Raw genomic sequence first — 19,327 nt, forward strand, 5'->3', positions numbered from 1 at the left:
CATGGAAAATCCCGGCCTTTACCTGGCCCTGATAGGCTTACTGGCACTCGCTTGTCAGTGGCTCGCATGGCAGCTGCGCTTACCCGCGATTTTGCCGTTATTAGTCGTCGGTATTATTGCCGGCCCTGCTACCGGCTGGCTCCAGCCTGATGCCCTGTTTGGCAATTTACTGTTTCCGCTTGTTTCACTATCCGTTGCGGTCATCTTGTTTGAAGGTAGTCTCACCCTCAATTTCAATGATCTGCGCGGGCATGGACATACTGTCAGCCGCCTCGTAACGACTGGTGCCGTTCTGACGGGCGTGCTTACTGCGTTCGCCGCGCATTGGATACTGTCGGTGTCGTGGGAGATATCTGCCGTTCTGGGCGCGCTATTGGTAGTAACTGGTCCGACGGTTGTCATCCCATTGCTGCAGACATTGCGTGCCCAGGGCAATCTCAGCCAGATTCTCCGCTGGGAAGGCATCCTGATCGATCCAGTGGGGGCGCTGTTTGCCGTTCTCGTCTACGAATTCGTCGCTATCGGTCAGGAGGGCAGCGGTGCAGCCTCGCACACGCTGCTGCTGTTTGGCGAGACAGTAGGGCTGGGCCTTGGCCTCGGTGCGCTAAGCGGATACTTGTGGGGTTTGGTACTGCGTCATTATGCCCTGCCACAGCGCCTGCATAACTTCGGCACGTTGATGATCATGCTGACGCTGTTTGCCGTATCCAATTCTTTATTTGAAGAATCGGGGCTATTAACGGTAACCGTACTGGGCATCTGGCTGGCTAATATGCGTGGCGTCCCGACGCAGCAGATCATCGAATTCAAGGAAGTGCTTTCTGCCCTGCTGATTTCAGGACTATTCATCTTGCTGGCCGGTCGCATAACCTCCGACCAGCTCGCCATGTTGACCTGGCCTTCCTGGATATTCCTCGCCGTATTGATGTACGTCATCCGCCCGATTGCCGTCTGGTTATGCACCATAGGCAGCAACCTCAACTGGCGTGAGAAAGCATTGCTGGCCTGGCTGTCGCCGCGTGGCATTGTCGCGGCCGCGGTAGCCTCACTGTTCGCGATCAAGCTTGAGCAGGCAGGCGTCGAGGGTGCCGAAATGCTGGTGCCGGTAACATTTCTGGTCATCATCGGCACGGTAGTCATCCAAAGCCTGTTTTCAAAACCCATCGTCAAGCTACTAAAGGTCAGCGAACCACCGCCCACTGGATTTCTCATTATCGGGGCCAATCCGGTCGCACGAATAGTGGCAAAGGAACTGGTAGCGGCCGGCTTTACAGTACGCCTGACCGATACCAGCTGGGACGCCGTTCAGGAAGCGCGCATGGCGGGGCTTCCCGTCTATTATGGCAATCCGCTATCAGAGCATGCCGCCCAACATCTCGAACTGACCGGAATCGGCCACCTGTTGCCGCTTTCACCCTACCGGGAGCTTAACAATCTGGCGGCATTGCACTATGAACATATCCTCGGTCACGGCAACGTGTTTCGTATTGCCGAAGACCCTGGCAAGCATGCCAAGCGTCAGCAGGATAAAGCGCTGGGGCACCTGCCGATACTGTTCGACCGCGAGGCGACTTTCGCCAAGCTAGCCAGCATGATTGCCCAGGGCGCCGAGCTGCGTATCGCCCGTATCAGCGATAGTTTCGGTTTAGATGAATACAAGCGCATCCATGGCGGCAGATTATTACCAATGTTCTGCGTATCCACCCAAGGCAAGATTCAGGTGTCCAGTGAGGGGACAGCGCTTGCACCCAAAAATGGTGAACGCCTGATCAGCTTGATCTTTTCCGACTCGCCCGAAATGAAGCCCGACAGCGCAAACGCTACAAAGCTCAAACACGCCTGAGCGTTTTGCCCATCGAACTAAAATGACAATGCCCGCACGGTGCAAGCCGAGCGGGCATTGTGGTTTACGCCTTCCACCGCTGTTAACGGCTAATAAACCTGCTACGTACTTTCATTGGTCACATTCAGTTTACCTGGCCGGCTGACCAATCCTTGTTCGAATGCCATAGCGTGGGCCACCTGCGGTCCTAGCCATAGTGTAGGTAGCAGTAGCACAGAGACAGGTACCGCAGTGATGACGATAAATGACTGCAACGCATTAATGCCGCCCTCGCCCATCATCAAAAGTACAGCGGCTACGGCGCCAAACGCTACCGCCCAGAAAATTCGTATACTTTTCGGCGGAGTAAACTTACCGGTCACTGACATGGCGATAGCATAAGCCATCGAGTCACCGGTCGTGGACACGAAGATGATCGTGAGCACAAGAAACAGCGGTACGATAACCTCCGACCAGGGTAACTGCGTTGTTACTGCCAGCAATGCCGCCGGTAACCCCCCGCTGCTCAACGGACCGGAAACGCTGCCAGGATTGAATAATTCATAGAAGATTCCCGAGCCGCCCAGTGTTGCAAACCAGATGTTAGTCGCAATCGGCGCGGTAATGGCCACGGCTAACACCAGCTCACGCAACGTGCGTCCGCGTGAGATACGCGCCACGAAAATCGCCATCGAAGGCACAAAGCCGATAAACCATCCCCAGAAGAACAGTGTCCAACCGCCCAGCCAGGCGGTATCGCTGCGAACAAGCGACATCGATATGAAGTTGCTGAAATAAATCGAAAAGGCATCAAGGGCATGCTCAGCAATAAATGTACCGGGCCCAACGATCAACAGCACCGCAAACAGAAACAGCACCAACCAGACATTAATACTGGATAACCACTGAATCCCGCGGGAAAGCCCCGTTGCTGCGGAAAGCGTGTAAATCACGACCAGTACAGCGAGGACGGTCAGCTGTACAGCATAGACGTCCTCAAACCCAAATAGCGCATGAAACGAATAAGATAGCTGTGTCGCCAGAAAGCCTATGGGGCCAATGGTGCCGGCGGCGACAGCAATAATGCAGACCACATCTGCCAATACGCCGAACCAGTGGGTTTCAATACGCTTACCAAACAGAGGATATAGCATGGCACGAGGGCGCATTCTTATCCCTGCATGGTAATGCGCATGCATGACCACCAGCGCGGACAGCGTGCCGAGGCATGCCCAGGCACTGAACCCCCAATGCAGAAAACTTTGCGCTAGTGCCGGCGCAATCGCCGCTGTCGTTGAGGGCTCGATACCCGCAAAAGCAGGCGGAGTGGTAATGAAATGGTAAATCGGCTCAGCCGTTGACCAGAAAACGCCACCGGCGCCCAAAAGTGCGCAGAGGATGACCGCATGCCATTTGAAGGTCGACATTTCCTTTTTGCTGTCAGCCCCACCCAGGCGCACATCGCCATAGCGTGAACAGGCCAATACCAGCGCAATAATGAAATTGATCAACATCCATAGCTGCCAATAAGCACCAAACCAACGTGTCGACCAAGCGAAGCTGGTATTGATCCAACTACTGACCATGTTGAGATTGATCAACGCAGCAATCACGAAAAGCAGCAGAAATCCGCCACTCAGTGCGAACACCAAACGATAGCCAGGAGCATTGGAACTTGTATCAGGCTGCATGATTTTTATCCTCATGCGAGGCGGAGTTCACCGCAGTTAAGAGGAAAGACACAGCATGAAAGCAAGAAAAGGAAGACTGACCATGCGATAGCGCAGAGCTATAAAAAGTTGCAATCATCCCGTGCAGGCTTTGCCAGCACATATTGAGAGAGGACATTTGGAGTCTTACTTGGCAGGAATGAGTTCTTCAATATAACAGAAGATGATACCTATGTAACAGAAGCCAAAAACATGCTTATGTCTTGCATAAACAACCCTGCAAAGAGTTAGCAGTAACAAATTTCTCATGAGGATGTGAAAAATTTATCATTTAGGTAAGGACAAACCTGTCATTTAATTTTTATTATGGCTGCGTCTCTAATTACAAAATCTATCAGGAGCTTCAGATGCAGGTCATCATGGGCCTTATCGGCATTGCGGTCATCTTGCTGATCGCTTTTGCACTATGCGAAAACCGGAGTGCTATCCGTTACCGTACAGTCATCCTCGCCTTCGCCATTCAAGCTGGACTTGGCCTCTTTGTACTCTACGTTCCCTTTGGACGACATCTCCTGCTAGGCATGAGCAGCGGTGTTCAGTCGGTTCTCGATGCTGGTAACGCCGGTATCTCCTTTCTGTTTGGTGGGCTGGCCAGCGATCAAATGTTCGAGGTCTTCGGTAACGGTGGGTTCGTGTTCGCACTGCGTGTCCTGCCGATCATCGTCTTTTTCTCGTCGTTGATCGCAGTCCTTTACTACATCGGTGTGATGCGCTGGGTCATCAACATCCTTGGCGGTTTTCTACAGAAAGTGCTAGGCACCAGCCGCCCTGAATCGCTCAATGCGGCCGCCAATATTTTTGTCGGACAAACGGAAGCACCTCTGGTCGTACGTCCATTTATCGCGACCATGACACGTTCGGAACTGTTTGCGGTCATGACCGGCGGCCTGGCAAGTGTCGCCGGCTCCGTTTTGGGGGGATACGCAGCGCTCGGCGTCAGTCTTGACTATCTGATTGCCGCCTCGTTCATGGCCGCCCCAGGGGGCCTGTTAATGGCCAAACTGATGATACCCGAAACCGAGAAAGCGTATCAAAAGCTCGACGATGTAGAAGCCAAAATCGAGAATAAAGCCGCCAACGTTATCGATGCTGCGGCAGAAGGTGCCAGTTCAGGTCTTCAGCTTGCGCTGAATGTTGGCGCCATGCTACTTGCCTTTATCGCGCTGATCGCACTGGTCAACATTATTCTTGAAAGTGCTGGCAATCTGTTCGGGTTCGACGGTATTACCCTGCAGCTACTGCTCGGTTACTGTTTTGCACCACTCGCGTTCCTAATCGGTGTCCCCTGGAATGAAGCCATTACCGCAGGCAGCTTCATCGGCCAGAAGCTCGTGCTCAACGAATTCGTTGCCTATGTGGGTTTTGCCCAGGTGCAGGAACAGCTGTCACAGCATACTCAAGCCATTATAACATTTGCTCTATGTGGCTTTGCTAATATTTCCTCCATTGCCATTTTGATGGGTGGCCTTGGAGTACTGGCGCCAGAGCGTCGCAGTGACGTGGCCCGTCTCGGTGTCAAAGCCGTTATTGCAGGCACATTATCAAACTTGATGAGTGCCACACTGGCAGGCATTTTCCTCGTCCTTTAAGCATTCTATCTCTCCTGAGTCATGCACCTGCGCCCCTTTTCCGAGGGCGCGCAGGTCTTCCTCTCGCCCCCCATCTCGTTAGCGTCATAGCACAACATTACGCGGGCTGACCTGCTTTGCTAAGCTAGCCACATCAAGACCATTTCAGGACAAAATCATGAATAATGAACGACAGCAGCGCCATAAGCGTGCCATGCAGAAGTTGAAACGCCACGTCGATGAACGCATCGAAAAAGCTAACGAAGAACGTGGATTGCTATTGGTATTCACCGGTAATGGCAAGGGCAAGACTACTGCAGCATGGGGCACGGTCACGCGAGCACTTGGCTATGGATATCGCGTCGGCGTTGTGCAATTCATCAAGGGCGTCTGGGAGTGTGGCGAGCGCGAGCGCCTGGCAGATGATGCCCATCTGCAGGTACACACCATGGCAACCGGATTCACTTGGGAAACCCAGAATCGAGAAACTGACAAAGCTGCCTGTGAAAAGGTATGGGTAGAGGCAGAAAAGCTACTAGTCGATCCGGACATTTATCTAGTGGTGCTTGACGAGCTGACATATATGCTCAAGTTTGGTTATCTAGATATCGGTACCGTCAAGCGAGCCTTGGCGCATCGCCCGGCCGAACAGACGGTAATCATTACTGGTCGAAACGCGCATCGTGAACTGCTTGATATGGCCGATACCATTACCGAAATGCAAGAAACCCGTCACGCCTTCAATCTCGGATTAAAAGCGCGACGGGGAATCGATTACTGAATGTCTGCCAGCACTAGACTGTAATAACAGCCTCTTCTGTCATGCATATGAGCTTTAATAAACTATTTCGCATCTGCTGCTTTGAGATCGACCCATAGCGCCCCGCTAAGTGCCACGGAAGAGTACTTGTTATTGATCGTCGTCAGGGTCTGCTGGGGATCGACCTCTTTAAACAGGTCGGGGTGCAACCACTTCGCCATCACTTCAAGAACGAGAATGTTGTAAGGCGTATTGATCAGATGATGGAAAAGGCCATGTACCTTACCATCGGTGACAGCGGATAACTCTGCAATCAAGGAGCGCTGCATCACCTTCTCCAGCGATGCACGGGCGCGCTGTTCACTGTATCCAGGCCCAAGAACCAGTCCTCCGGTTCCTTCAAGATAAGACCCCCCCGTGGCTATGTAGACGTCCGGGTCACGCATCAGAATATATTGGGGATCGAGCTTTCCGCTTTTTTTCTTGAGCACATCCGCGCCAATGCTGGAAGCATGCAACACGTTGATAAAGCTTTCGAAGCTGCCCTGCCCTGGAGAGTAACAGCAATCGTTCATTCCGCCTGCGTGCGCTTCGATCATCACATCAGGTTTTTTTAGCTTGTCCCCTGCCTCTTCAACCTTGTGTTGAATCTCACTGCTCGCCGCTTCATAGAAAGCGATATAACGCTCAGCGCGATCATCTGCTCCAATCAGCTGCCCTAAAGCTCTCAAGCTGGGTACCGTATCGTGCAAAGGATCCGTGGCAAAATCGATATACACTACTGGAATACCGGCTGCTTTCAGCTGGGCTAGCAGTTCGGCACTCTGCTCAGGTGGGGTCTGTGAGCGGCTTAATACTACGGCATCGGGATTAAGTGACAGAACTGTTTCAGCCGAAATGCCATGAGGGCCTGGACCGTCCCCCACGACCTTCACATTATCGAGCTCAGGAAAGCGCTGCTGGTACAGTGCGTATAACGCCTTGGAACGCTTCAGATCGCTCCCCCAGCCTGCGAGAAAACTGACCGGATCGTCACTTAGCAGAGAAAGCGCCATCAGCTGTCGGCCTTCAGCCAGGACAATATGGGCAGCAGGTTTATCGAGCACAACCTCATTGCCTTCTACATCCCGAACGGTAACCTGAGCCGCTGCTTGCGTAGCCCATAGACACCCCATCAGAAGGGGCAATATCAGGCGTGCTGCTTCATGCTTCCACCGCGCGATCATGGCTCATCCCCATCATTTTCGGTACGACGTTCGTCATGCTCAAGTGCAAATCTCATCCCTCGGCTGATCGCTGCCGGCAAAACCGATGAATGCGTCTCTTCGTCGAAAAGGGAGAACTTGACGTCCAATGCCTGTGGATCAAGCGCCTTGAGGCGCTGCCCCAGCTCACGAGTATTGTCGATCATCTTATGGCTGCGCCGTCGCGCAGCTACCACACTGGCATCATCACGCTGCCGCTCACCAGGACTCAACGCCTGCTCATACTCACCTACGGTCAGCAACAGGCGAATGTTTGGTAGACCACTTCGCGTAATCCGTTCTGACAGATAACGTTCATAATGAAGAATTACGCCGTCGTTCCACCATATTGCGGGGCTGGCCGCCACATAGGTATTGAAGGCTTCCGGATGTGTAAACAGGGTATAAAGTACGAAGATTCCCCCCAACGAATGACCGAATATAGCTTGTCGATGCTCATCGACGGGATAGTTGCGTGCGATACGCGGCATCAGGTCACGTTCAAGAAAATCATAGAAGCGATCTGCCCCGCCGAAATGCCAGTTGCGCCGAGTAAGCTCCAAGGCATTTTTCCATCCTGTGGGAGACGGCGGCGTATAGTCGATGGCCCTGCGCGTCATGTCAAAAGGCGCCTCGGTAGGATAGCCAATCCCGACAATGATAGCTTTGTCGACGCGCTCACTGCCTTGGATGAAGCTCTGGGTGCGCATGGCATCCACCATGGTGGAAAACGTAGCGTTCCCATCCAGCGTGTAAATGACAGGGAAACCCGTCGGCGGTGGCGGTGTATCGGGTACCGACAACATGATGCGATAGGGCGCTCCGCCCCAGGAAGGTGCCATATCCCAGCGCTTGGCATCCATCACGGTAACATTCTTGATCGATGAAAAATGGGGCGTCATAGGCTCCATTTCTGCCCATGCACTAACCGATAACAGAAGTCCGAATAGAGCTGTCAGCCCAGCGGCAACGCCTCTGCATCTGCTTGTACCAAAATGCCGGTGCCTGCAACGTAAAGTACGTGTCATGTAAAATTCCTGACCAAGCTGCAGCGGTCTACGGTCTTGGCACCTACGCTATCAAGGACGCGTTGGCAACGCTTTCGCAGACAACCACTCATAGAAGGTAACAATTAAGCGTAAAAATGTGTCATTACGCTAACACTCTGAAAATTTGGATGGTAATGATAATAATGTTTCTTTCTCTCTTTTGCGATAAAACAACATGAAATTACATGCTTACTACAATATTGCCGTCAAAACCGCCTAATCCGTTTACTGGCTCAGGAGGGCTATTGCAATCTTCGCTATCGCGGTGCATTGCTGTACCGTCTTTAGGCACTCTTTCAGCTTCATCAGTCAGTTGCAGCCGTTAGGAGAAAGAATCACATGCATATTCTGAAGACCATTACCGCCATATCACTGCTATGTCTGCCACTGCCTCTTCTTGCTGCCGAAGACGTGTCTCGCCTGCAGGTCCAAGCTGAAGCGAGTATTGATACGACGCCCGACAAGGCGATGATCACCGCTTCACTATGGGAAACGACACCTACTTTTACAGCCGATAACGCAAGTAGTTCCGCACAGAGCAATGCACTTAAACAAGCCAGAGAACGCCTTGAAGCGCGAACCTCTAAACTGCTTCAAGCCCTTGAGCAGGCAGGCGTTGCTCACAACAATATCCATGCAGGAAGCTTGGTCGTTCAACCGGAATCATTGCCCAATAGCGAGGAGGCGCGCGAGACCTCGCAACAAACACGCATTCGTATCGAACGTCCCTTGAACGTTACACTTGATGATCTTTCGCAGGTTGCCACCATAATCGATGCGTTGATTGCGGTCGGTGTCAATCGGTTTGATGGCATCAGTTATGACGTGGCTGATCGCAGCAGCATAGAAAACGAGGCATTAGTCGCCGCTATCGAACGAGCCAGACATAAGGCCCGTCTCATGGCAGAAACCCTTGGTGTGAAACTCGGCACGGTTGTTGATGTACAGGAAACCCGTACTCCCGTTTTTCGCCCGCTGATGATGGCAGTATCCGAAACAGCGCGCGCCAAGAGCGCCGATTACAACCCAGGCGATATGCGTGTCGATGCAGGGGTTATGGTCACTTGGCAAATTTCACCTCAGTAGCTTTATCTGAAGCATAAAAACGGGCTGACACAGCCCGTTTTTGTGGATCTCATCTCGGTTTCAGCCAGCAGCATGCCTTCTCGACAACGTCTCGCCAAGTAGCGCCAACGCCGCGATAATCGCGACGATCCAGTACCACTGGTGACTCAGGTCCAACGTAAACCACCCCAAAGCATCAAGGAAAATCATGATGATGCAAACAGGCGTCACATAGCGCAGTAAGAAGCGCCATAACCGCCAGGCCATACCTGTTAGACCAATCTCATCGCGAAGGCTGTCGGCATTGAAGATATATCCGGCCAGAATCGCAGTCATCAGGCCACCTAACGGCATCATCCAGCGAGAAGTGATGTAATCAAGCCAGTCGAATACCGTCATTCCCAACGCCTTCCAATCTGCACCGACATTGAATGACATCACCGCAAACAGACTAATGATCCAGAGCACGAAACCCACCCCAATACTGAGACGACCCCGCGTATATGGCGTGTGCGTTTCAAGGAATGAGATGGTTGCCTCGACCATAGAAATCGATGAAGTAAGTGCTGCCAATGACAGCATGACGAAAAATACCAGAGCAAAAATACTGCCAAACGGCATTTGATCGAAGGCCAGCGGCAAGCTCATGAAGATCAGCCCAGGACCAGAAGAAGGATCCATACCGTTAGCGAAGATAATAGGGAAAATAGCTAGTCCGGCCATCAAGGCCACAACCGTATCGCAAAATGCTACAAGCAATGTCGTCTGGGCGATCGAGCGTCCTGCCGGTAAGTAAGCCCCGTACGTCAGAATGGCCCCCGAAGCAAGGCTCAGGGTAAAGAAGGCGTGCCCTAGCCCCGCAAGCAGAGCTTCACTGGAGATTTTCGAGAAATCAAACGCAAACAGGAAATTTACACCTTCTTTGAAACCACCGGAAAATGCCGCATAGACAATCATGATCGCCAGCAGCAAGACCAGTCCGGGCATCATCCAATTGACACTTTTCTCAATGCCTTCCTGAACACCACGCCCCACGATGACCATCGTCAATACCGTAACCAGCGTACTCCAACCGCCTAACGTCCAGACATTGGAATTAGTTGCCTCAAACAAGGCGCCATAAGCCTCAACGCTCGGCAGGCCCAGTCCGCCACTGAGCGTCTTCCAGACATAAGAAAACGCCCAGCCGGCGACCACGACGTAAAAGCATAGAATAAGAAAACCGCAGAGCATCGCCACCCAGCCGACCAGCGACCATAGTTCACTACGCTGCGATTCTCGCGCAAGCCGCTTCAAGGCATCGACCGGACTGCCCCGCCCGCGTCGACCAAAAACGATTTCAGCCATCATGATGGGCACGCCAAGCGCCACGATACACATCAGGTAGACCAGTACAAACGCGGCGCCACCGTACTCACCCGTCATGTAAGGAAATTTCCAGATGTTGCCAAGCCCTACGGCTGAGCCGGTAGCGGCAAGAACGAAGCCCCAACGCCCTGCCCATAGGGTCGGCTTGACTTGTTGTTGTGTCGTCATGCAATACCTTCTATCGAGTCGACCGCGTACCGGTCAAAGCGGCAATTCTATCGCGCCTGTCATCATGTGGCGACGCTAACCTGATGCTGGCATGACGTTGACGCTTATGACACTCTCAGCAGCACCGTTAAAACTAAAATGGCGGCCAAACATCATTGACTACCGTCAATGCTTTTTAATATTTACAGGGAGGCATCATGAGCCGGCAGTTTGCGATCATTGGGTTAGGGTACATGGGCAGTACTGTCGCACTCGAATTGCGTCGTCAACATCATGAAGTGCTCGGTATCGATAGTGATGAAAAACGTGTCAATGCCATAGCCGATCAGTTGAGCCACGCGGTTATCGCTGACCCAAGCGATGAAAAGGCCCTTGAAGAGTTAGGACTGGATCAATTCGATGCGGTATTTATCGATATCGATCAGAGTATCGAAGCCAGCATGATGTGTACGTTGTATGCCAAGGAAATCGGGGTCAAGGAGCTGTGGGTAAAAGCGCACTCAGACGATCATCAAAAGCTGCTCTCACGGCTTGGTGCTGACCATATTGTCCATCCGGAATATGACATTGGTATCCGTGTCGCAGAAAGCCTGAGCTATCACGCCGTACTCGATTTCATCCATCTCGGCGAGCAAGATTACGTCGTTGAAATCAAGGCCACCGAGCGCCTCGTCAAACAGTGCCAGAGCGTTGAACAATTGGGCCTGCGAGACGAAATGGCACGTGTCATCGCAATCAAACGCGGCGATCAGTTAAATTGCCATCCCGAAGCGGCTACCGAACTGCAGGCCGACGACCGTCTCGTCATGATCGGAAAGCTCGATGCCCTGCGCCAATTCGGCGATAAGCTCTGACATGCATACTCTGCCAGCATAAACTCATGATGAACACGCCATGACGCAGTGGAAACGCTTTATTCATCCGGCCCGCCGCCTACATCACGGCACCGTTTTACGCCTACATCCCCCCGAAATACTGCTGCTCAGCTTCGTCATGCTCGCCGTTATCGGCATGCTGTTTCTGAAGCTTCCCTTTGCCAGCGTTACCACAATGACGTGGCTGGAAGCGCTATTCACGGCAACGTCAGCGATTACCGTCACCGGCCTCGGTGTCATTAACACCGGTCAGGACCTGACCTTCTATGGGCAACTTATCATTCTGGTCCTGATCCAGATTGGCGGTCTCGGACTCATGACGTTCGCATCGCTTACTCTGGTATTACTCGGAGGACGCTTGCCACTAAACCAGAAGAATCTGGTCCGTGAATCGCTCAATCAGACGTCACTGAGTAACCTGATGGGAATAGTACGTGTCGTCATCATATTCTCGTTCATCATGGAGATTACAGGCACGTTACTGTTATCGCTAAGCTGGGTGCCGCACTACGGTTTACAACACGGCCTCTGGGTAAGCATGTTTCACGCCATTTCGGCATTCAACAACGCGGGGTTTTCCACCTGGTCCGATAGCCTGCGCGGAGAAGTCACCAATCCACTCGTCAACTTCGTCATATCTTTCTTGTTCATTACTGGCGGCTTGGGCTTTGCGGTGATTAGCGAGTTATATGAGAAACGCTCGTTGTTCAATCTGTCCATGCAAGCGAAGCTGATCATTTACACCACCATTGCGCTTAATGTCGTTGCCATGGGGTTATTTTTACTCTTGGAATGGCATAACCCTGCAACATTGGGAGGGCTCGACAGTCTCGGCGTGAAATTACAAGCCGCCTGGTTTCAGGCAGTCACCCCACGCACGGCAGGTTTCAATACGCTGGATACCGCCGCTCTAACCACGCCCAGCGTTCTATTGATCATGCTTCTGATGGTGATTGGCGGTGGGCCCAGCTCGACCTCAAGCGGCATCAAAGTCACGACTTTTGTTGTCCTGTTTCTCACTGCACGGGCGTTTCTACGCGGCAACAAGGAACCGGACGTCTTCAGGCGCAGTCTTTCTCAGGAAACAGTGATGAAGGCAATATCTGTGGCGCTGGCGGCAGTGAGCCTGATCTTTGTTGCCCTCTTTCTGCTCACTGTTACGGAACCCAAGCTGCCTTTTATCAATTTGGCCTTCGAGACCGTTTCGGCCTTCGGCACAGTGGGGCTATCGCGCGGTATCACCAGCGAGCTGTCCGGCTGGGGACAAATCATTCTGATCATAACCATGCTACTGGGGCGCGTTGGCCCCTTGGCACTTGGATATTTCCTGGCAACGAATAAGCACAGTGGCATGCGCTATGCCGAAGGGCGGATTCAGATTGGCTGAATCCGCTTGTGGAAGCAGGCATTAACGATTGTAGGCGAAAGCCAACAGAGAAAGCGCGATTCCCCACATCACGATCCCAATAAAGGTGTTCAGGATGCGCCATGTAAATGGCGTGGCAAACAATGGACGTAGCAGTCGTGCACCATAGCCGAGCCCAAAAAACCATAAAAAGGACCCCAGCAAGGCACCGGTAATAAACAGCCATTTCTCCACGTGATCCAGCGTCACCGCGAGACTGCCCACAATGACAACGGTATCGAGATAAACATGAGGATTGAGTAGCGTGACAGCTAGCGTCGCCAGGATAGAAGACGTCAGCGTCTTCGCCACGCCATCATTGGTTTCAGTCTCCAACGATTGCTCGCCCTGCCAGGCGGCACGAAACGACAAGGCACCATAGACAAACAGAAAACCGGCACCCGCCAAGGTTATCAGCCTGGTCAACTCCGGCGACTGCGCGAAAATTCGCCCTACTCCAAAGATGCCCAGCGTCATCAATACAGCATCACAGAAAAAACAGAGCATGCAGATCAGACCAATGTGACGCTTAAGCAGCCCCTGCTTCAATACGTACGCATTCTGGCTGCCGATGGCCACAATCAGACTGGTCGCGGTGAAAAAACCTTTAGCCGCAATTTCCATCATGCCGCATTCTCCTTGACGCCAATATGGGCACGACGCAAGGCATCAAGGGCGACGTCGAGCCGCTCGCCCTTGACAAAAATATGGTCAGTCGAAAATGCCGAGCATACCAGCACGCTTACTTCCGCTTCGGCCAAGGGTGACAGCACCTGCACCAAGGCACCGTGGATGTCGAAGGGCAACGTGCCATCAATGGTCAAACGACGCCACCCAGCTTCCTTTACCTCTCCATCGATACGGCACTCATCGGCGGCAATGATCGTTGCCTCGCCTTGTGCATACATCAAGGCCATAAAATAAGTAGAAGCAGGATCAGAAAGCTCGCCAGGCGAGTAACTACGCGGCAATTTATAAATAGTGTAATCAGCGTCGCATAACGACAATTCATAACGACTCATCTAATTTTCCTGAAAATTGCCCGCAGATTATTGCTTTAGCGTGATGTCAAAACCGATGCTGGAACGATATCCAGGCGCTTCATTGACAGGCTGAATAGGCGTCACGGTATGCCAGAGATCACTGCCACGATCGGGCTGGAATAATCCTTGCCCGCTCTGCAATGTGGTTTCGAATAGCCGGGTCCGCTTATCGCTGGCATACACAATACTGGTGCCGCCCTGAATATTGTTACGCTCAACCACCAGAGCAGAAACGATGTAGTCCATCCCATCCTGATGAATGCCTTCAGGCGCATTGGTAGCAGACTCACCAGGACGCACCACAATCTGCGTATGATGCACGGCGATTTCCAGCCGTGGCACATCGGGTCTAGCCTCATGAACGCGTGAGGCAACACTACGCAGCAGCGTAATCAAATCATCATTAACAAGTGAATCATCGAGCTCAGCAAAATTGCGCGGACTAACCCGGTAATCCTGGCGCCGAGCATCATCGACTAACGCATTGCATTGGCCGAAGCCACTGCACGAACGCCGTTCGACCTGCCAGCGCCTGTCACTGAGCGTCAGTTCAAACAGTGAGATAGCGCGCCTTCGGGTAGGCAGAAATGAGGGACAACCGGTATGCAATGATGACAACAGCAGCGTCTCTGACATCTCATCGATATCACCCTGATAGAAGCGTGACCAGAACTCATCCCCTAACCCATTGAGCTGATTACCACTCAAACGCTGCTTTAGAAATTCAATCTTTTGTTGCCTAACCAGATACTCATCCCAGGGTAAGTCGTAAAATGCATCGCTAATGTGAGCAACAAAATGCTCCACATCTATATCGAAATCTCGCACTGAAAAACAGTACACTGGGCTACGCGGCGCTGTCTTCATGGATACCCTCTGTTTCAATCCCCTTGTTTCCCGGCCCATTTATCACTGCCAACTCCCTACTCTGGCAACTTGATTAGGTTACTTACGCCGCTTTCGGATTAGCTTAAGGGCGGGTATATTTATAAATTAAATTAATTTTTGAACTGGGTCATAAGGAATATTCATGCTTGACTATAAGCTACTTGAAGCGCTGGGCGCGGTAGTTGATCAAGCCGGTTTCGAGCGTGGCGCTCAATTTCTGGGCCTTACCCAGTCGGCAGTATCACAACGAATCAAGCTACTAGAGGCACGACTCGGCCAACCCGTTCTCGTCCGCACGCCGAAAATAGCCCCCACTGAGCTTGGCCGGCGGTTACTCAACCACGTGCAGCAGGTACGCCTTCTCGAACATGACTTGCTCGACTGTGTGCCTGCATTGGGCGAACGTGAACAGCGTCTACGCATTGCCTTGAATGCCGACAGCCTTGCCACTTGGTGGCCAGACGCAGTCAGTGATTTTGGTCGTCAACATAATGTTCTTTTTGACCTGATCATTGAGGATCAAGAAACCGCGCTGAATCGTATGCGCGATGGCGAAGTCGCTGCCTGTCTATGCGCTACTCCACGCTCCGTCCAAGGCGCGCGCGTGCACCCTCTAGGTGGCATGCGCTATATCCCGCTCGCCAGTCCTGAATTTGTAGAGCAGTACTTTCCCGAGGGACTCGACCGGCGTGCCATGACCGAAGCCCCGGCGCTTGTCTTTGGTCCCGATGATCGCTTGCAGCACCGCTATATGGCGCAGAAAGGCGTGACGGCCTCCTTTCCTCATCATTTATGCCCCTCATCGGAAGGATACGTGCGCATGGCCATCGCGGGGCTGGGTTATGGCCTGATTCCAGAGCTGCAGGCCAGGCACGCCATCGACAGCGGTGATCTTATCGTGCTGGAAAACGAATCTTCTGTAGTCGTGCCGCTTTACTGGCATTACTGGCGTCAAGGTGGTCAGGTACTTGAAGCCCTGACTCACCACCTAGCCAAGGTATCACCGCGCTGGCTTACCCCCCTCGACACAGAAAATGTGGCCGCATCGATAGCCGCACTCTGAGTACTTTGCTTGCGACCAGGAAGCACTGACTGCACTCTTCGAGAATGTTAATGTTGGCCTACGGTGAACATGGAAAGTGTGAATCGCTGCATCAACAGGAGGTTAAAATGCGCACAGTTTTATTGAGTACATGCACTATTCTTGCCGCTACGCTTCTTTCAGGTTGTGGCGGTAACACCAGCGTGATTGAAAAACAGGATACACGCTATGTGGTTACCGCCGTATCCGATGAACGTGAAAGCGCTATCGCTGATGTCAAAACACGGGCAACGGAATATTGTGAAGAGCAGGACCATGATCGATACGAAATAATCGACCAGCAGATCCAGGCACCCAACGACGCCGCGGATAACAGCGGAGAAAAGCAGTTGGAAGGTGCTACTGTGAGTGAGGATACTGAGCTGTCGGCAGCCACGCATGAAGGTGACGGCTATAAGGTTAGCTGGACGATTCGCTGCCAGTAAGGAGTGAACTCCGACAAGTTAACGCGACGATACGACAACCTCAGACTGAACGAAGGACGAGCACTACTCGTCCTTCGTTATTTCTGCTCTCGTCATTATTGGCTCAAGCACGCCCACGCTTTTCGTTAACGCTACGCACCTTATCGTCCATCGATTGCGTCTGATCGATTCGCGTTCCTACTTTCATGGTCGTCGTGATACGTGGTGCGCCTAAGGCGTGCACCGCTTCGTGACACGCCTTTACCGCAGCAAAGACCTCATCCCACGGCCCTTCGATATTAGTGCCATACGCATGCATTTGATGCGTGAGTCCTGCTTTTTCGATGACATCCTGGCATGCCGCCACATAACGAGATACTGAAACCCCCACGCCTAACGGCACAACACATAGATCGATGATGACGTTCACTCTCTTTCTCCCCTACCTAAGCTGCGTTGATAGTGGCCATTAACAGCACCGCAATCTCTCTAGTTTAGCGTCATTCCTCAAAGGCGGTTTCATAACATTGGTTTACTTAGGTTTCTTCTCCACCACGCATGAAAAAGGCCGCTTCAAGCGGCCTTTTTCGTAGGCAAATTAATCATGACTCATACACGAATCGTGTAGCGGCGAAGCGATTCAGAATATGGTGGACAACATAGGCAACTGCCAGCGCGATGACCATAGCTATACAAACCGAAGTGACACGGTAAAGGTCGCTGTAGATCAGATCCTGCTGTGGAGTGAGATATTGGCCAAATAGAATACCAACCGTGGTCATGCCGCCAAAGCCCGTACCGGAGCCGACCTTCTCGATGACATGTTCACGCGCAAACAGCATGACGCCGATCCATAGCGGCACCATGACCAGCAGCAACACGTCGGAATGGTTATACAGGATCAGCTGTACCAGCAGTCCAAAGCTGCAGCCCAGCAACACACCAACAGCGCGCCGTTTCGCTGCCACGGCAGCACCACTGAACGTCATTGGAAACAGGATCAAGATCGTCGCCACCTGCGCCGAAAGCGAATCTTGCAGGTCGAAGACCTGAAAAACCACGAACGACAGCGTCGCTACCGTGGCGCCAAGCAGCGTCTCGTGGCGTCGGCGCTCAGGCGATTTCTCCATCCGCGGCGGCGGCTTGCGCGGCTCAACGTCGGGAATGAGCGCATACATCACCATCGCAATGGCCACTGTCAGACTCGAGGCGGCAATGTTCGACATCAGCATATCGTGCAGGTCGGTGCTCTCATAGCTGGCAAAGTGGAACATCACGCTCAAGCTCACCATGCCCTGAGCGCCGAACAGGAACATCGGGCCGTTGCTCATCAGTCGAAAACGCGTGGCGAACAGCGCAAACACGATCAGCGTCATCACAAATGGCAGATGGCTGAAGAAGCCGGCGATTAGCCCAACCTCGACAGTGTTAATCAGCGCACTGCCGATGAACTGGCGGACAATATGGCCATTCAGCATAGGCACTAGTGCCAGCAGCAGCATCGGGTAGACGGTAAAGAAGACGCCATAGTTCCAGTTGAACAGGTTCGAGATTGTGAATCCCAGCGTACTGCCGAACGCCACGCGCAGACACTGGCGCAGATCGTTACTGCCCAGCATAGCGTGCCCGCCTGACGCAGCCCCCTGGGGCGGCGCTGCCCCGCCGCGGGAGCGTAACGTGGGAAAGAATCGTATAGGCATCGCTTAAGCCGTCGCAGTCATCAATAAATATAGTGCAGCAGACTGACCAGACGGATCTGCACGCTGCCCAGCCAGTCCAAGATGGGATTGTCGGTCGGATAGAGCTGTACCGTTGCACGCGCCCCTGTCGGCAGTGGCTGCTCAAGACTGTCATCAAGTATCACATGCAGACGCATGCGCTGCGCGTCGCGGACCCAGCGATCCGAATCGTCTGGCGAGGCGAGCTCACCGTCGGCGGCGAGCTGACCATCCTGCACACCGGCATCGGTACCGGTGACATGCGCATTGAAGACCCGTCCCGGCAACGCATCGAAAACCACGCTGGCCTTATCCCCGACCCGGGTCAGATGGAGACTCTTCTCGCGAAAGTCGGCAATCAGATCAGGCATATCACTGACCAGCGCCAGCACTGCCCCGCCTGTACTGGCATAGCTGCCGGGTTCGAGCTGTAGATTACTGACCGTGCCGGCGATGTCGGCGCGCACCTGAGTATAGTCAAGGTTAAGCTGCGCCTGCTCAAGAGCATTGCGCGCCTGACGCAAACTCAGATTGTCCTCACCGCTCTCACCCCGCTCGACGCGCAGCTGCTGGATCTGCGCCTTGGCGGCATCGACCTGAGCATTGGCCGCTCGGTACTCAGCTTCGGTCTGATCGAGCTGCTGACGCGAGATACTCTTGCGTTCGACCAGCGTGCGATAACGCTGCACGTCGCGCTGCAGGTTCGCAGCGTCGACCTGCGCCTCCACCAGCGCCGCCTGAGCCGAAGCGATCTGGGCGTCAAGCTGCTTGTTATCGCGCTGCGCCTGCTCCAGATTAAGCTGCGCTTCGCCGACGGCCAACTGATAGGGAGCCTCATCAATACGAAACAGTACCTGCCCCGCCTCAACATGCTCATTATTGCGCACTTCGACGGCAACGACACGGCCAGCCACTTGCGGTGCAACAGGCACCACGGGCCGGATCAGGCGCGCCTGAGGCGTTAACGGCATGGCACTATCGGCGATCAGGTAATAAGCAAAAAGCGCAACAAACGCCACAAGGGCGATCTGCACCCAGCGGGTGAAGCGTTGTTCCGGCGTCATGATATTCTCTTAAAACGCTTAAAAAGCAGAAGGCTAACGATAAAGTGATGGCAA

General features: G+C 53.1%; 18 protein-coding genes. 8 read left to right on the forward strand and 10 right to left on the reverse strand.

Annotated features, from left to right (window positions below):
- The first annotated feature begins 1 nt into the window (after position 1).
- Complete coding sequence (locus C3Z11_RS06680; protein ID WP_106477176.1) at positions 2-1,843, forward strand: cation:proton antiporter; 1,842 nt, start codon at positions 2-4, stop codon at positions 1,841-1,843.
- Between the two features lie 101 nt (positions 1,844-1,944).
- Here C3Z11_RS06680 and C3Z11_RS06685 read toward each other — a convergent pair whose 3' ends face one another.
- Positions 1,945-3,513 (reverse strand): BCCT family transporter, encoded by a 1,569-nt coding sequence (locus tag C3Z11_RS06685; protein WP_106477177.1) that lies wholly within the window; start codon positions 3,511-3,513, stop codon positions 1,945-1,947.
- A gap of 386 nt (positions 3,514-3,899) precedes the next feature.
- On the opposite strand from C3Z11_RS06685, the gene C3Z11_RS06690 reads away from it, so the two are divergent.
- Both C3Z11_RS06690 and cobO read left to right on the forward strand, forming a co-directional pair.
- Positions 3,900-5,141: a NupC/NupG family nucleoside CNT transporter gene (locus tag C3Z11_RS06690; RefSeq protein ID WP_106477178.1), complete on the forward strand. Its 1,242-nt coding sequence runs from the start codon at positions 3,900-3,902 to the stop codon at positions 5,139-5,141.
- Positions 5,142-5,298: 157 nt separating this feature from the next.
- Positions 5,299-5,901 (forward strand): cob(I)yrinic acid a,c-diamide adenosyltransferase, encoded by a 603-nt coding sequence (gene cobO / locus C3Z11_RS06695; RefSeq protein WP_106477179.1) that lies wholly within the window; start codon positions 5,299-5,301, stop codon positions 5,899-5,901.
- 62 nt (positions 5,902-5,963) lie between these two features.
- Here cobO and C3Z11_RS06700 read toward each other — a convergent pair whose 3' ends face one another.
- Both C3Z11_RS06700 and C3Z11_RS06705 read right to left on the reverse strand, forming a co-directional pair.
- On the reverse strand, positions 5,964-7,106 hold the full coding sequence (locus tag C3Z11_RS06700; protein WP_106477180.1) for an ABC transporter substrate-binding protein: 1,143 nt from the start codon (positions 7,104-7,106) through the stop codon (positions 5,964-5,966).
- Entirely contained in the window at positions 7,103-8,026 is a 924-nt protein-coding gene (locus tag C3Z11_RS06705; RefSeq protein WP_158700936.1) for an alpha/beta hydrolase, read from the reverse strand. Before C3Z11_RS06705 ends, C3Z11_RS06700 begins: the two co-directional genes overlap by 4 nt.
- Before the next feature lie 486 nt (positions 8,027-8,512).
- Between C3Z11_RS06705 and C3Z11_RS06710 the strand changes: the two genes are divergently transcribed.
- Positions 8,513-9,259: an SIMPL domain-containing protein gene (locus tag C3Z11_RS06710; protein ID WP_106477182.1), complete on the forward strand. Its 747-nt coding sequence runs from the start codon at positions 8,513-8,515 to the stop codon at positions 9,257-9,259.
- A gap of 60 nt (positions 9,260-9,319) precedes the next feature.
- Here C3Z11_RS06710 and C3Z11_RS06715 read toward each other — a convergent pair whose 3' ends face one another.
- Positions 9,320-10,774 carry a sodium-dependent transporter gene (locus tag C3Z11_RS06715; RefSeq protein ID WP_106477183.1) on the reverse strand — a complete coding sequence of 485 codons (1,455 nt, stop codon included), beginning with the start codon at positions 10,772-10,774 and terminating at the stop codon, positions 9,320-9,322.
- Positions 10,775-10,971: 197 nt separating this feature from the next.
- On the opposite strand from C3Z11_RS06715, the gene C3Z11_RS06720 reads away from it, so the two are divergent.
- Complete coding sequence (locus C3Z11_RS06720) at positions 10,972-11,628, forward strand: potassium channel family protein (RefSeq protein ID WP_106477184.1); 657 nt, start codon at positions 10,972-10,974, stop codon at positions 11,626-11,628.
- Positions 11,629-11,668: 40 nt separating this feature from the next.
- Complete coding sequence (locus C3Z11_RS06725) at positions 11,669-13,036, forward strand: TrkH family potassium uptake protein (protein WP_106477185.1); 1,368 nt, start codon at positions 11,669-11,671, stop codon at positions 13,034-13,036.
- A gap of 21 nt (positions 13,037-13,057) precedes the next feature.
- Here the strand turns inward: C3Z11_RS06725 and C3Z11_RS06730 are convergent, their stop codons facing one another.
- The 3 genes from C3Z11_RS06730 to C3Z11_RS06740 are packed head-to-tail and all read right to left on the reverse strand — an operon-like array spanning position 13,058 to position 14,964.
- Positions 13,058-13,681 carry a LysE/ArgO family amino acid transporter gene (locus C3Z11_RS06730; protein WP_262927277.1) on the reverse strand — a complete coding sequence of 208 codons (624 nt, stop codon included), beginning with the start codon at positions 13,679-13,681 and terminating at the stop codon, positions 13,058-13,060.
- Entirely contained in the window at positions 13,678-14,076 is a 399-nt protein-coding gene (locus tag C3Z11_RS06735) for an ACT domain-containing protein (RefSeq protein ID WP_262927278.1), read from the reverse strand. Before C3Z11_RS06735 ends, C3Z11_RS06730 begins: the two co-directional genes overlap by 4 nt.
- 27 nt (positions 14,077-14,103) lie before the next feature.
- The gene (locus C3Z11_RS06740) at positions 14,104-14,964 is read right to left on the reverse strand and encodes a 2OG-Fe dioxygenase family protein (protein ID WP_158700937.1); all 861 of its coding nucleotides are present in this window, start codon (positions 14,962-14,964) and stop codon (positions 14,104-14,106) included.
- Between the two features lie 163 nt (positions 14,965-15,127).
- Here C3Z11_RS06740 and C3Z11_RS06745 point away from each other — a divergent pair, with 163 nt between their 5' ends.
- A complete protein-coding gene (locus tag C3Z11_RS06745) occupies positions 15,128-16,048 on the forward strand; it encodes a LysR family transcriptional regulator ArgP (protein WP_106477187.1) in 921 nt (306 codons plus the stop codon).
- A gap of 107 nt (positions 16,049-16,155) precedes the next feature.
- On the forward strand, positions 16,156-16,512 hold the full coding sequence (locus C3Z11_RS06750) for a hypothetical protein (protein ID WP_158700938.1): 357 nt from the start codon (positions 16,156-16,158) through the stop codon (positions 16,510-16,512).
- A gap of 103 nt (positions 16,513-16,615) precedes the next feature.
- Here C3Z11_RS06750 and C3Z11_RS06755 read toward each other — a convergent pair whose 3' ends face one another.
- The 3 genes from C3Z11_RS06755 to C3Z11_RS06765 form a co-directional block, all read right to left on the reverse strand.
- On the reverse strand, positions 16,616-16,921 hold the full coding sequence (locus C3Z11_RS06755) for an MTH1187 family thiamine-binding protein (RefSeq protein ID WP_106477189.1): 306 nt from the start codon (positions 16,919-16,921) through the stop codon (positions 16,616-16,618).
- A 172-nt stretch (positions 16,922-17,093) separates the two neighbouring features.
- Positions 17,094-18,191 carry a DUF2955 domain-containing protein gene (locus tag C3Z11_RS06760; RefSeq protein ID WP_262927279.1) on the reverse strand — a complete coding sequence of 366 codons (1,098 nt, stop codon included), beginning with the start codon at positions 18,189-18,191 and terminating at the stop codon, positions 17,094-17,096.
- 20 nt (positions 18,192-18,211) lie between these two features.
- Positions 18,212-19,273, reverse strand: a complete 1,062-nt coding sequence (locus tag C3Z11_RS06765) for an HlyD family secretion protein (protein WP_106477191.1) — start codon at positions 19,271-19,273, stop codon at positions 18,212-18,214.
- Positions 19,274-19,327 lie beyond the last annotated feature (54 nt).

The sequence above is a fragment of the Phytohalomonas tamaricis genome (assembly GCF_003012345.1).
Lineage (GTDB): Bacteria > Pseudomonadota > Gammaproteobacteria > Pseudomonadales > Halomonadaceae > Phytohalomonas > Phytohalomonas tamaricis.